This is a genomic window from Vibrio atypicus, assembly GCF_009811315.1.
GTDB lineage: Bacteria > Pseudomonadota > Gammaproteobacteria > Enterobacterales > Vibrionaceae > Vibrio > Vibrio atypicus.
The window spans coordinates 403,993-417,298 of sequence record NZ_BLID01000003.1; the positions used below are offsets into that span (position 1 = coordinate 403,993).

12 protein-coding genes are annotated in these 13,306 nt (G+C 41.8%); 4 read left to right on the forward strand and 8 right to left on the reverse strand.

Annotated features, from left to right (window positions below):
* The 4 genes from vctG to GVO60_RS09100 form a co-directional block, all read right to left on the reverse strand.
* The gene (gene vctG, locus GVO60_RS09085) at positions 1-951 is read right to left on the reverse strand and encodes an iron chelate uptake ABC transporter permease subunit VctG (RefSeq protein WP_159653109.1); all 951 of its coding nucleotides are present in this window, start codon (positions 949-951) and stop codon (positions 1-3) included.
* The gene (gene vctD / locus GVO60_RS09090; protein ID WP_159653111.1) at positions 941-1,879 is read right to left on the reverse strand and encodes an iron chelate uptake ABC transporter permease subunit VctD; all 939 of its coding nucleotides are present in this window, start codon (positions 1,877-1,879) and stop codon (positions 941-943) included. The genes vctG and vctD overlap by 11 nt, the downstream gene beginning before the upstream one ends.
* 68 nt (positions 1,880-1,947) lie before the next feature.
* Complete coding sequence (locus GVO60_RS09095) at positions 1,948-2,859, reverse strand: siderophore ABC transporter substrate-binding protein (RefSeq protein WP_159653113.1); 912 nt, start codon at positions 2,857-2,859, stop codon at positions 1,948-1,950.
* A gap of 175 nt (positions 2,860-3,034) precedes the next feature.
* Positions 3,035-3,493: an RNA-binding S4 domain-containing protein gene (locus GVO60_RS09100; protein WP_159653115.1), complete on the reverse strand. Its 459-nt coding sequence runs from the start codon at positions 3,491-3,493 to the stop codon at positions 3,035-3,037.
* Positions 3,494-3,585: 92 nt separating this feature from the next.
* Here GVO60_RS09100 and GVO60_RS09105 point away from each other — a divergent pair, with 92 nt between their 5' ends.
* Positions 3,586-4,398: a substrate-binding periplasmic protein gene (locus GVO60_RS09105; protein ID WP_159653117.1), complete on the forward strand. Its 813-nt coding sequence runs from the start codon at positions 3,586-3,588 to the stop codon at positions 4,396-4,398.
* Positions 4,399-4,535: 137 nt separating this feature from the next.
* The gene (locus tag GVO60_RS09110; RefSeq protein ID WP_174855880.1) at positions 4,536-5,168 is read left to right on the forward strand and encodes a response regulator transcription factor; all 633 of its coding nucleotides are present in this window, start codon (positions 4,536-4,538) and stop codon (positions 5,166-5,168) included.
* Here GVO60_RS09110 and GVO60_RS09115 read toward each other — a convergent pair.
* Complete coding sequence (locus GVO60_RS09115) at positions 5,149-6,039, reverse strand: LysR family transcriptional regulator (protein ID WP_159653119.1); 891 nt, start codon at positions 6,037-6,039, stop codon at positions 5,149-5,151. The genes GVO60_RS09110 and GVO60_RS09115 overlap by 20 nt on opposite strands.
* A 314-nt stretch (positions 6,040-6,353) precedes the next feature.
* Between GVO60_RS09115 and GVO60_RS09120 the strand changes: the two genes are divergently transcribed.
* Positions 6,354-8,126, forward strand: a complete 1,773-nt coding sequence (locus GVO60_RS09120) for an EAL domain-containing protein (RefSeq protein ID WP_159653121.1) — start codon at positions 6,354-6,356, stop codon at positions 8,124-8,126.
* 238 nt (positions 8,127-8,364) lie between these two features.
* Positions 8,365-9,498, forward strand: a complete 1,134-nt coding sequence (locus GVO60_RS09125) for an insulinase family protein (RefSeq protein WP_159653123.1) — start codon at positions 8,365-8,367, stop codon at positions 9,496-9,498.
* A 53-nt stretch (positions 9,499-9,551) separates the two neighbouring features.
* On the opposite strand, the gene GVO60_RS09130 is transcribed toward GVO60_RS09125, so the two are convergent.
* The 3 genes from GVO60_RS09130 to GVO60_RS09140 are packed head-to-tail and all read right to left on the reverse strand — an operon-like array spanning position 9,552 to position 13,273.
* Positions 9,552-11,144, reverse strand: a complete 1,593-nt coding sequence (locus tag GVO60_RS09130; protein WP_159653125.1) for an ABC transporter ATP-binding protein — start codon at positions 11,142-11,144, stop codon at positions 9,552-9,554.
* Positions 11,145-11,147: 3 nt separating this feature from the next.
* On the reverse strand, positions 11,148-12,185 hold the full coding sequence (locus GVO60_RS09135; protein WP_159653127.1) for an ABC transporter permease: 1,038 nt from the start codon (positions 12,183-12,185) through the stop codon (positions 11,148-11,150).
* Positions 12,185-13,273 (reverse strand): microcin C ABC transporter permease YejB, encoded by a 1,089-nt coding sequence (locus GVO60_RS09140; protein WP_159653129.1) that lies wholly within the window; start codon positions 13,271-13,273, stop codon positions 12,185-12,187. Before GVO60_RS09140 ends, GVO60_RS09135 begins: the two co-directional genes overlap by 1 nt.
* Between the last annotated feature and the right edge of the window lie 33 nt (positions 13,274-13,306).

Consider the following 13,306-nt stretch of genomic DNA (forward strand, 5'->3'; position numbering starts at 1 on the left):
CTAAACAATTTTATTGCGAAGCAGCATAGTTAAAAAGTACACACCGCCGATAAAATTAATCACCACACTTAACGTTGTTGAAAAACCAAATAGATTCTCTACAACCCATTGCCCACTTAGCAAAGATGCCACTGAGACCAAAGACACAGCCGTGAGAAGCACTTGATGCTGATAGCTTTTAAATATTTCACGGGTTAGATTCGTCACCAATAACCCAAAGAAAAGCAAAGGCCCGATCAAAGCCGTCGAGATAGAGATAAGAACAGCAGAGAGCATCAAGATCTGTAGTGTTACCTTTTTAACGTCAACCCCTAAGCTAACTGCATTGTCTTTATCTAGCCAAAACACATCCAATAGACGATTAAGGCGATACAAGCGCCATGAGGCCAATAATAGTAACGGTGTACTCAAGTAAACTAGGTCAACATTAATATTGTTAAAGCTAGCAAACATGCTGGCTTGTACTGAAGCGAATTCATTAGGATCCATTAGCATAATCAAAAATGATGAAGAGCTATCAAATACTTGACCTAAGATCACGCCGAGCAATAGCAATACCATCAGGTTTTGCCTTTCACCTCGAAAATAAAACCCAAACAGTAGAGCCGAGAATCCAAGCATCGCGACCACAGAAACGGCAAAGTTTAAGTAGCTATTCATTGCAATGCTGCTCAAACCACCAAATGCCACGACGACTAGTACTTTCGTAAAGAGGTACAATGAATCAAATCCCATGATACTGGGAGTTAAAATTCGATTATGGGTAATAGTCTGAAAAGCAAGAGACGACTGCCCTATCGCAATGCCTGCAATTATCATGGCTAACACTTTCGGTATCCGCCTGGATAAAAAGTATTGATAGTTATCAGCCGTCAACCCAATGCCCAAAAATAGAGCTGAAAAAACTACCGCTGTGATGGCGAGCACCATGAGTTTAGCGTTATCGTGCATTTTTCTCTCCTTGCAGAATGAAGAAGACAAAAACCGCACCACCAATCAAACTAATGATATTCGTAATCGGCAATTCATAAGGGAATATAATCACTCGGCCAAGTAAATCACATCCAAGGACGATCAGCGCTCCCAGTAAAGCGGTCAGCGGAATATTTCGTCTAAGGTTGTCGCCATAAAATCGGCTCACTAAATTAGGAACTATTAATCCAAGAAAAGGCAACTTACCCACGATCATCACTACAGAAGCAGACATCACGGAAACCAGTAACACACCGATGATTAACACCTGTTGATAGTTCAAACCCAAGTTAACCGCGAAATCTTTACCTAACCCCACAGCAGAAATGCGGGTCGCATAAAGATAGCTAAACAGGGCAAATGGAATCGCTACGTAAAGTAGTTCATAGTCCCCTTGTAGCAAGTTCGCGAAATTCGCTACTGTCCAACTCGATAGGTTTTGGACGGCATCGTGCTTATAAGCGAAGAATGTAGCGATTGACGACACGACATTACCAAAAATAATCCCAACCAAAGGGACAAATACTGCGTTTTTAAATTGAATTCGGTTAATGAATTGAACAAAAAGAAGCGTACCTAACATCGAGGTTGCAAAGATCAGCCAGAGTTGGCTTCCATCACCAAAGATCACCAAACTCAATACATAGCCTAGCATCGCGCATTCAATGGTTCCGGAAGTTGATGGGGAAGCAAACCGGTTTTGACTGATTTGCTGCATAATTAGTCCCGCAATACTCAACCCCGCGCCGGCTAGCAACACAGCCGCTAACCTAGGCAAACGGCTAGTGATCAATAACTGCCAACTTTTCGAATCACCATGCACGAGATCAACGACACTAAGTTGTCCAATGCCGACAAATAAAGACAAAACACTGAGGACAATGAGCGTCCACGACAACGTTTTCAAAGAAATAACCTCTTAATACAAAAAACCTCAAGCATGTCACTTGAGGTTTTCATTGAAGACATCACTGACTAGTTAAGACCGGAGGCCGACTTCACATCATTAAGCATCTGCTCAGTCGCACGCATACCTGAAATGGATAAGTACCAAGCATTGATATCGAGATAAGCCATTTTCTTATTTTTGTATGCGTTAGTGCCCTTCACTAGATCATTTTCAAAATCTCGTTTAACACTGCTCTCTTTTCCTTTATTGATTAGGATATCTTTATCCACGATCAACAATGTAGAAGGGTTGTTTTCGCGGATGAACTCATAAGAGATCAGATCACCGTGGCGGCTTTCCTTAATCCCAGGTACGGTTTCTACAAATCCAAAATCTTTGTAAATTGAACCGAAGCGCGATTTTTCGCCAAAGGTCGTAATGTTGCCACCAGCACTCATTACCGTTAAGGCATCCACTTTGTTCGTTTGGTTATAATCTTGAAGCTGTTTAAACTCTTTATCCAATTTAGCAATTTGCTGTTCGACCAGAGCTTCTTTCTCAAACACTTCGCCAAGCTTACGCCACTCTTGTTGCGTACCTTCCCAATAACCTTTCGATTTATCAACGGCGTAAACAATTGTTGGAGCAATCTCAGATAGCTCTTTGTACTTTCCTGCACCACGAGGACCGACAACAATTAGATCGGGTTTCTGCGTATAAATAGTTTCAAAATCTGGCTCAAACAAACTACCCGCCGACACAAACTCTCCATCGCGATATTGGGCCAAATAGTCTGGGAACATGCTAACTGTTGAAACAGCGACAGGCTCTACGCCCAAAGCTTTTACGGTATCCAATGGGCCTAAACCTATTACCACAACACGTTCTGGCTTAGTTTCAACCTTTGTCGTGCCTTTTATATGCTCAACTTCTACCGTTTTTGCACTCGAACCAAATGCAGTTAGGGCAAGAGCAAGCGCCAATGTTTTCATCTTCATCGATTTATCCCCATCAAAATCTAATGCAACGCATTATCATTTAGATTTTTATTACTGTCGATAGAGAAAATGAAATTTTGTGCTATTCGAATAGGAATCACTCAGATAGGTGACCAAAAAGACAAAAGATAGGATGTTATAAAAGAAAAGAGAGCCGTTAGGCTCTCTGTTAAAACTAAAAGAAGTCGATCGATGTACGACCATTCTTATTCCGCGGTGCCGAGCTCTTCGGTTTAGCGTCGGATGATTGCTTGCACTGTTTCTTATTAGATGTTTTCTTAGCTTTGCTCGAACTCGATTTTTGTTTCGAGTTAGCCGGCCCTTTCGCTTTGGATTGCAGCGCTTTGGGTTCTACTTTTGGTTCTGGCTCAGTAATAGGCGCATCACATACCACTACGTAGTATTCTTGATTAAACTCGAAAAAGTCCCCGTCATACATTTTACGGCGTTTACGCGTTTCAAGTTCACCGTTTACGGCAACATACCCTTCTGCGATAAGGTGCTTCGCTTCACCTCCTCCACCAACCAAGTTAGCAATTTTAAACACTTTATATAACTCGATAGGATGCGATGAAACTTCAATACCGATCGCTTCGATTTCTATTTCTTCGCCTTGTTCGTACTCTTCACTCATAACGTACTCTAAGGTAGATATTGTCAATTTCTTGAGTCTAATCTCTATATCCCAATAAATAAACTAAAGTTATTACTAGTAGCATCAATTAAATGGGTATTCTCGTGCGCTGGTGGTTAAAGGGACTTATTGCATTTTTTACAACATCGACATTTGCTTATGAGCCGCCAACACAAGTGGTGATCTATGGCGATGATTCTTATCCACCCTATAGCTACCATGTTAATGGTGAAGCTAGAGGTATTTATACTGAAATTCTGAAAGTCGTCTTTTCACAAATGGATGGCTACTCGATTAAAATCAAACCTATCCCGTGGAAGCGTGGCCTGAAACTGCTCGAACTTGGTAGAGGTTTTGCGCTCTATCCTCCCTACTATTATGCTGATCAGCGATTTTTCATTTCTCCATATTCAGAACCTATTCTTGATGAACAAGTCGTCGTATTTTGTCGACAAGAAAGTATCCAAGGTAGAAAAACAGCCAAATGGCCAGAGGATTACTTCGGACTCACAATTGGGATAAATGAAGCTTTTTCTTTGGGTGGAGAAGCATTTTGGGACGCCGTAGCTCAAAACAAAATACTCACCCTTTCAGCCAAAGGGAATGAGCTAAGCCTTATAGCTCTGTATGAAAAACAGAGCGATTGCTACATCAACGATAAACTCTCTGTTCTATGGGCGCTTGAAGATCTAAAAAGAAGTCGCAAAGTTCCACCGAATTGGGAACTTGTCGAAACTGCAATGGTAAGTAACGAGCAAGGTTACCTCGGTTTCACTAACGTAGACCCACTTACCTACCCCTATAAATCCGATTTTGTCGCCCAATTTAACTCGCACTTAAAGCGGCTTAAACAGGATGGAACCATTGATAAACTGATCAGCGATTATCTTTCTAATAGACATTAGCTGACATCCTTCTGACAGACTTTCCTTATTGGAAAGTGCGCCTTTCCACCTTTTCCGTCAGTTTTGTCTTACATTACCCCCATCGGAACAAGCAGTGCACGGACGACACTTACAATAAACTAAAAAGAGAAAGAATAATGATGTCAGCAACTAAAACACTCGTAATCGATAGCCAACCAATTATGCGTACTGCGGTAGAGCAACTTGTTTACGAATTACTCCCAAGAGCACAAGTTTTACAAGCAAGTTCAGCGACATTCGGAGTTCAAGTCGTCAAAAACCACGCAATTGATTTGGTGATTCTAGATGTTGATCTGGAAAACTCAGATGGTTTTGAATTTGTTCGCCGCGCAAGAGCACATGGGTATAAAGGTAAAATCTTGTTCCTTTCAGGTAACAAGCACCCGATGTACTCTGACACCGCACGCAAACTTGGAGCAAATGGATACGTTGCAAAATTTGAATCTACTCCAGTATTGAAAGAAGCCATTATTAGTGTCATTCGTGGCTACAAAGTATTTAAGCAAGAGCGTACAACCACTCGCAGAAACACGACCTTATCTAACAGAGAGACTGTCGTGTTCAATTACTTAGTAAAAGGTTACACCAACAAAAAGATTTCTGAGTTACTGTCGTTAAGCTCAAAGACTATCAGTACTTACAAATCACGAATTCTCGACAAATATAATGTCGATTCAATTGTTGAACTTATGAATCTACAAGAACATTTATATGTATCAGTCTCTGAGACTAGAACAAATATTGCCTAAGTTTATTAGCCAATAAGACATGCAGAGGATTACTGTGATGCACCATCTTATAGTTAGCGACTACAGACGGTGTATGCTCGAGTTGTAAATGCTCAGGTAATACACTCACACAGTAATCTTCGCGCTCTAACAAATGCTTAGTCGCTGGTAGCAATGTTGCCGATTCGGTCGCTTCCAGCATTTCAAACAAGCAAGTAATGTTGTCAACGACACCAATCTTATGGATATCGATTCCTTGCTCTTCCAATGCAAGTTTTGTTACTGCTTGTTTATCTTGCCAACCTTTCATTTCCATCATGATGTACGGCATGGCAAGTTTCTCTTCCAGAGTTTTCGAACAATATTTTTTCGAACAAACAATGCCACCAAGGTAACGACCTAAATGCTTCTGATAAATTGTTTTGGTCATATCCGGGTTGAAATACTGTACACCTACATCGATCTTGTCATCGAGTAAGCCTTCAATAGAATCGTCAGACCAAGTTGTAATGCTGATAAAAGAATTAGGGAAAGTTTCAAATAAATCCACCATCAAGGATTTTCCAAAAAGATATTGAGCTAGACTCGGTAACGCAATAGTGATGGGTTTATCATACGTCGCTGGATCGAAATCTTCTTTTTGTACCGCGCCATTGATCAGGTCTAACCCTTGTTCCACTTGCGGCAGAAGTTGCAAAGTGAACTCCGTAGGTTCGTATTCATTTGCTCCCCTAACAAACAATTGGTCTCCCAACTGTTCTCTCAGCTTTGCTAAATGCTTACTTACTGCACTTTCTGTCTTACCCAGAACTTTCGCTACTGGCTTTAACTGACGGTGCTTATCCAACAATGTAAGCACTTTGAGCAAGTTGAGATCTAATTGAGACTTCATATCCTTCCTATTTTTAGTTGCGTAAACGCATACAATGCTCAACCAATATGGCCGAAATCAAAAACACTCTACCCTAGTACAAAGTCTCAGGTATCGACAAACCCTATATACATATTTTTGCACAACGTTGAAATGTCAGATCATTGTTTATACAACTATTAACCCTACTTTAACGACAAACTTCACATTAAGGGTTAAATGCGTTTGATAAATTATCGATAATTTCGTTTATTAAATTGCAACGAATCGCAATCTACGCTTAATACCGTATCATAATTGATGCCTAGCATATCGCTTATGTATCTTAGGACTCTATGTCGCAAACTATTAACAGCATTGTCCCTCGTCCGAAAATTACTTTGGTTTCGGAGTGTGAGGTAACAATGGAACAAAAGACCGACGAACTTTCTCATTCTCTAACTGGAGCAGAGTTAGATGAATTGATGGACCATCATTTTAAACACATGGTCGATGTGCTTAATGATGGCATCTTTTATATGTCTGATACCGAGCATGTCTGTTTTTATAACCCAAGCTTTTATCAACGCTTTGGGGTGCAGTCTGGGCACACTTGTTTGAAATATTGGCTTGATCTCGTCCACCCTATGGATCGAGCAATGCTACAGAGTCGTGTCGATGAGCATATCTCAGAAGACGAAGCTAAACTCGCCACACAATACCGTGTTCGTTGCACGAATGGGCAATATGTCTGGTTAGAAGGAACAGCGATAACTAAGACGGTCAAAGGCAAACGCTTCATGATTGGTTGTCATAAGGATATCTCTGACCGAAAACTGATGGAGGCTTTTGTTCATCAAACATCGTATAAAGATGGCGCTTCGGGCCTGTCTAACGATTACAAGCTAGCGATGGATATCGACAATATCGGCTCTCTTCGCGAAACTCATAGCCTAATATACATACAAATTGCCAATATTCGCTCGTACCTTTCACTATATGGTGCGCAAATTATGCGCGATGTATTGAGCCATTTAGTCGAAGCTCTGAATAGCTTCCCAGACCATTTCGTCGATCTTTATCGTGTACGTTCAGACGATTTTGTTATTTTACTTCGCGGCGAATACTCACCAGAAGAATTCTTTGATCTTGGTGAACGTATTTCCAATGAATATCATGACGCAGTCAAAGCGAACGGTTTTTTGTACGGCACCGAGATAAATTTAGGTATTTACCCTAATATCCCAGCCGAGCAAGAAGCAGAAGAAGCGATTAAAATAGCATGCCGTACTAGCCAATTTGCTCGAGAACTGCAGCAAACACATATTAGTGTTTATAATGGTGAAACAAAAACTAAGGTTGATCGCCATTTCTACATTGAGCGCGAACTCGGCAATGCTATAAACAAAGATATTTTATCGGTTAAGTTTCAACCTATCATCTGTACCAAACGTCATGCTATCGCAAGTTTTGAAGCACTGGTTCGTTGGAAGTGCCCTGAAGCCGGTGAAATCTTCCCTGATGAATTCATTTCTGTTGCTGAAAAGAAAGGGCTAATCGTCGATCTCGGTTACATGGTCTATACAAAAGCCTGCGAGTTTCTCCAACAGTATCAAGCAACGCATAATACCTCTGTGCGAGTAAATGTGAACGTTTCTGTTCTCCAACTGCTTAACCACGAGTTTCCTCAAACGGTCAAACGTATTGCAGAAGAGTATTCAATCAACCCTAAAAACATCGTGCTCGAGCTGACTGAGACCATGATTTTAGATGGGAATAAGAATGCTATTGACCAATTAAATAAGCTCAGCGAGATTGGTTTTCAGCTTTCACTTGATGATTTCGGCGCAGGTTACAGTTCATTAAACAGTTTTTTTGATCTTCCTTTGCAACAAATCAAAGTCGATAAATCAATTACTTGGCGCTCTTTTACTAACCCAGCAACGTTTGAATACCTCACTTTTGTTATTAAGCTGTGCCAAGCTTACGATGTCGATATCGTGATTGAAGGAATAGAGAATGGTCAAATGGCCAAGGCCTTCACTGACATGGGCGCCTCTTATCTCCAAGGTTATTGGTTTTCAAAACCTCTTTCATTAGCCAGCGCAAGCCACTACACCTTAGTTTAACCATCTCAAACGTGAGACACATTAAGTTTGTCAATTATTGCCTATTGACTAATTAACTTAAGTTGTAGAAAATTTGCGCGACTCAATAACTAACTTTCCTTTTCGAAAGAGATCTCTCATTAGTTGTTGAGTTGATGGATCAAGGAGCCGGTTCATCGATTTAGCCAGGTAACGAAAGAATTACCAGCCATCGCCTCAAACAAGGAATGTCCACCCTTACTTGTTTTAGGAGAACACCTTGCTTACACCAATACGTACTTTTTTCGCTGCTTCACTAACTGCTAGCCTACTTATCACATCGTCCCTCTATTCTATGCCTATTAACGCGGCTCAAGACACTGCGGCCTGGTTTACTCATAGCGATATTGCTCTTCCGAAAGGGACTAAAGTTGCTCAGCTTCAAAATCAATTACGTTATGTACTATTGCCTACAAGCCGCAGCGCAACGGCTGTGTCAATTCGTATTCGATTTCCGATCGCATCCCCTTCCGCCAATCAAGCGGTAAACCGTATTATCGAGAACTCGAATTGGGCATTCCACAGCGACGCCGATCAAACGGTACTTAAGCTCGATCTCCCAAACCAAGAAAACGTAACGCTTCAAGACGCTTTACAAGACATTTCAGTACGCATTCAAGCGCACAACTCTAACGATTTACTCACTCCTATCGATGCGTCAGTCGTTGTAGCAGGTCACCTCAACACACGCGTCGCAGCGAAAACACTTGAAGATGCATTCTCAACGTGGGTACCTCAAGCAGCGCTTGTTTCTGCATCTACCGACTCGCTTCAATCTATTTCTCAAGAAAAAGCTGAAGACACAAAACCAACCGTTTCTTACACTGCACACACTATTTTAAATAGCCGTGAAGACAATAAGTTAACGAGAAAGCAGCTTCTAACTGCAACTATCGCGAACAAGATCCTAGAACAGCGTTTAAAGAAGGCGCTAGAACAAGAGCCTGTAGAAATCTCAGTTTCAAATAAAGTTTTAGGGCAAACAAACCTTGTTTCTCAGGTTGCTGTCGTGAGTGACGACAACCAACGAATTCAACAGGCACAAAAAGTAGTACAACAAGAAATCGATCGCGCTAAAGCAAGTGGATTTAGCCAAGCAGAATATGAAATGGTGGTATCCGAACTTCGCAATGAGCTTGAGAAAAAGACGCGACGTTATGATGAAGCTTATACAGCGCACCAGGCAGATACGCTTGTAACTGCGATTAACGAGGGGAAAGTCTATACCTCTCCTTCATACGATCTTGAGTTGATGAACTTTCATGTAGCTCACCTAAATGAGTTCGACATTAGCAATGAATTCGAGCACATTTGGCAAAAGCCAATGGAAATGGTAATCCTACCGAATAGCTAATATTTGACTTACAAAACAACATAAAGCCGCTTCTAAAAGCGGCTTTATTTTTATTAGAAACTGGATAACGAAACCAATTCTTGCGTATAAGGATGGGTGGGTTGACTAAACAGGCGCACAGTTCTTCCTTGTTCAACAATCTCCCCTTGCTTCATTACAATCGTATAATGGCAGAGAGATTTGACAACATTCAAATCGTGGCTGATAAACAAATAGCTTAACCCATATTTACGTTGCAACGATTTCAGCAAATCCAAAACTTGAGCCTGAACAGTTCGATCTAATGAAGAGGTAGGCTCATCTAAAAGAATAAACTCTGGCTTTAAAATGAGTGCCCTAGCGATTGCGATACGTTGTCTTTGTCCTCCGGAGAACTCATTGGGATAACGATGGCGAGATTCAGGGTCGAGATCGACCTCTTTCATCACTTCAACGATCATCGATTCCATCTCTTGTTCAGATAACTCTTGATGTACTCTTAAGCCCTCACCAATGACTTGAGCGACTGACATTCGAGGGTTCAACGCAGAGAAAGGATCTTGAAAGACGACTTGCATTTTACTGCGAAAAGGCAACATGGCCTGCCTGTCTAGCCCTTGGAGTTCTTGTTCTTCATACCGAATTGATCCTTCAGAGTGAACAAGTTTTAATATAGCCATACCCGTTGTTGACTTACCTGAGCCACTCTCGCCCACTAGGCCAATGGATTCACCACGATTCAATGTAAATCCCATATCCGTAACGGCTTTAATATGTGAGACCACTCGTTTGAAAATCCCCCCTGTAATAGGGAACCAAACTCGCAATTGCTCGGCACTTAATATCGGGTGGGGATTCGCTTCACAAGCAACAGGTTCACCCCGTGGATCCGAGTTGATAAGCAATTGAGTATAAGGGTGCGTTGGATTAGCAAACAAAGAATGACACTCTCCAACCTCAACCAAACGACCATCCTGCATAACGGCAACTCGATCGGCTATTCGGCGAACAATACTTAAGTCATGTGTGATAAAGAGCATGGCCATACCAAACTCTCGCTGTAGATCTTTAAGTAAGTCCAATATCTGAGCTTGTACTGATACGTCTAATGCCGTTGTCGGTTCATCGGCAATCAATAGTTCTGGCTCATTGATAAGCGCCATGGCGATCATCACTCGCTGACGTTCGCCACCAGACAACTCATGAGGATAAGCATTAATTTTGACTTCTGGGTAGCGAATGCCGACTTTTTCTAGCCAGCTAATAGCAAGTTGCTCCGCTTTTTTCTGTCTCATCCCGCGATGAATCGCTAGCGTTTCAACCAACTGCTTTCCTATCTTATGCAAAGGATTCAAAGAGACCATGGGCTCTTGAAAAATCATCCCAATGCGACCGCCTCGGATACCCCTTAACTGCCGTTCAGAGCAGCTCAAGATATCGATTCCGTCAAAGGTAATTTTCCCTTCTAAATAGTGTGAAGAGCCTTTAGGAAGCAGCTTCAACACAGAATTTGCAGTAACAGACTTACCAGAACCGCTCTCTCCTACCAATGCAAGGGTTTCCCCTTTATTGATGGAAAGTGAGACCTGGTGAGTCACTTGTTCTATGTCATTGTTTCGCCCAAATCCAACAGAGAGCGCTTCAATATTTAATACTTGCTCTGTCATAATTTAACGCCCTTGATGATGTGGGTCGAAAGCATCGCGTACGGCCTCACCTATAAAAACTAACAATGTCAGCATCAACGACAAAACAATAAATGCCGAAAATCCAAGCCATGGTGCTTGTAAATTTGCTTTACCTTGAGCCAATAATTCACCCAATGAAGGTGAACCTGTTGGTAATCCAAAACCTAGGAAATCGAGTGACGTTAATGTCGTCACGGAGCCAGAAAGAATAAATGGCATCATCGTAAGCGAAGCCACCATAGCATTAGGTAACATGTGGCGAAGCATAATACGATTATCACTGACCCCCATAGCTAACGCAGCTCTAACGTAATCAAAATTACGGCAACGTAAGAACTCTGCGCGAACTACACCGACCAGACTCATCCAGCTAAATGCCACCATAATTCCAAGCAACCACCAGAAATTCGGTTCGACAAAACTAGATAGGATAATCAACAAAAACAAAGTCGGCATGCCTGACCACACTTCAATAAACCGCTGCCCTATTAGATCTAGCCATCCACCGTAATAACCTTGAGTCGCACCAACTGCGACACCAATCGCACTCGATATGATGGTTAAGATAAAGCCAAATAAAACAGAGATGCGAAATCCATAAATAACGCGCGCAAGTACATCTCGCCCTTTATCGTCTGTCCCTAGTAAATTTACGCTATCTGGCGCTGAGGGCACTGAACCTTGAATATCAAAGTTGATGGTATCGTAGCTAAACGGAATCAAAGGCCAGATGATGTAACCTTGCTCTTCAATAAGTTCAATGACATAAGGATCTTTGTAATCTGCTTCGGTTTCAAACTCTCCGCCAAATTCAGTCTCAGCATACTGCTCGACAATCGGGTAATACCATTGGTTATCGAATTCAATCAGCAACGGTTTGTCGTTGGCTATTAACTCAGCGAATAAACTAACGAAAAACAAGCAAGCAAAAATCCACAGAGACCAAAAACCTCGTCGGTTGGCTTTAAATCGCAACCATCGAGCTTCATTTAACGGGTTGGTTCGCTTTTTCTTTAGCATTAGCGAGCCTCAAAATCTATTCGTGGGTCAACCCATGTGTATGTTAGATCTGAAATAATACTCAGTATTAATCCGAGCAAAGTCATAATGTACAACGAACTAAACACAACCGGATAATCCCTCTGTATCGTCGATTCAAACCCTAGTAATCCAATGCCTTCGAGTGAGAACATCACCTCGATTAACATCGAACCCGTAAAAAAGATACTAATAAATGCCGCAGGAAAGCCCGCAATAATGATTAGCATGGCATTGCGAAATACATGCTTATAGAGAATGCTTCGATCATCGAGGCCTTTTGCGCGCGCTGTAACGACGTATTGCTTATTGATTTCATCCAAAAAGGAGTTCTTGGTAAGCATGCTCAATGTAGCGAAACCACCAATCACCATGGCGAAAATAGGTAGCGCCAGATGCCAAAAGTAGTCAATCACCTGCTGATACCAATTAAGTTGTTCGAAGTTACTGGAAACAAGGCCACGTAGCGGAAACCAACTGAAATAGTTGCCACTGGCAAAGAGAATAATGAGGATAATTGCAAACAAGAAGCCAGGAATAGCATAACCGACGATAACCACAGCACTCGACCAGATATCAAATCGAGAGCCATGATGTATCGCTTTTAGCACACCCAATGGAATAGAGATCAAATAAATGATGAGCGTGCTCCATAACCCAAGAGAAATTGAGACGGGCAACCTTTCAACAATCAAATCAATGACATTACCACCTTTAAATAGGCTTTCACCAAAATTGAAGGTGGCGTAGTTTTTTAGCATTTCAAAATAGCGCTCATGGAGAGGTTTATCAAAGCCAAACTGCTGTTTGATCGCTTCCACCACCTCAGTGTCTAACCCTCGAGATCCCTTATAACCAGAAGCAGATTGTTCAGCTTCTGCGCTAACGTCTACCTCAGTGCCTCCACCAGTGAAACGCTCCATGATCCCTGACGTATGACCTTCCATCTGCGCAATAGCTTGCTCAACAGGGCCACCAGGCGCAATCTGAATGATAAAAAAATTGATTGTGATGATCGCCCACAACGTAGGGATCACCAAAAGTAATCGACGAAATATATAGGCCGCCATAGGTCCCTCTAGTCTATCCGTTTACCTCCCCAA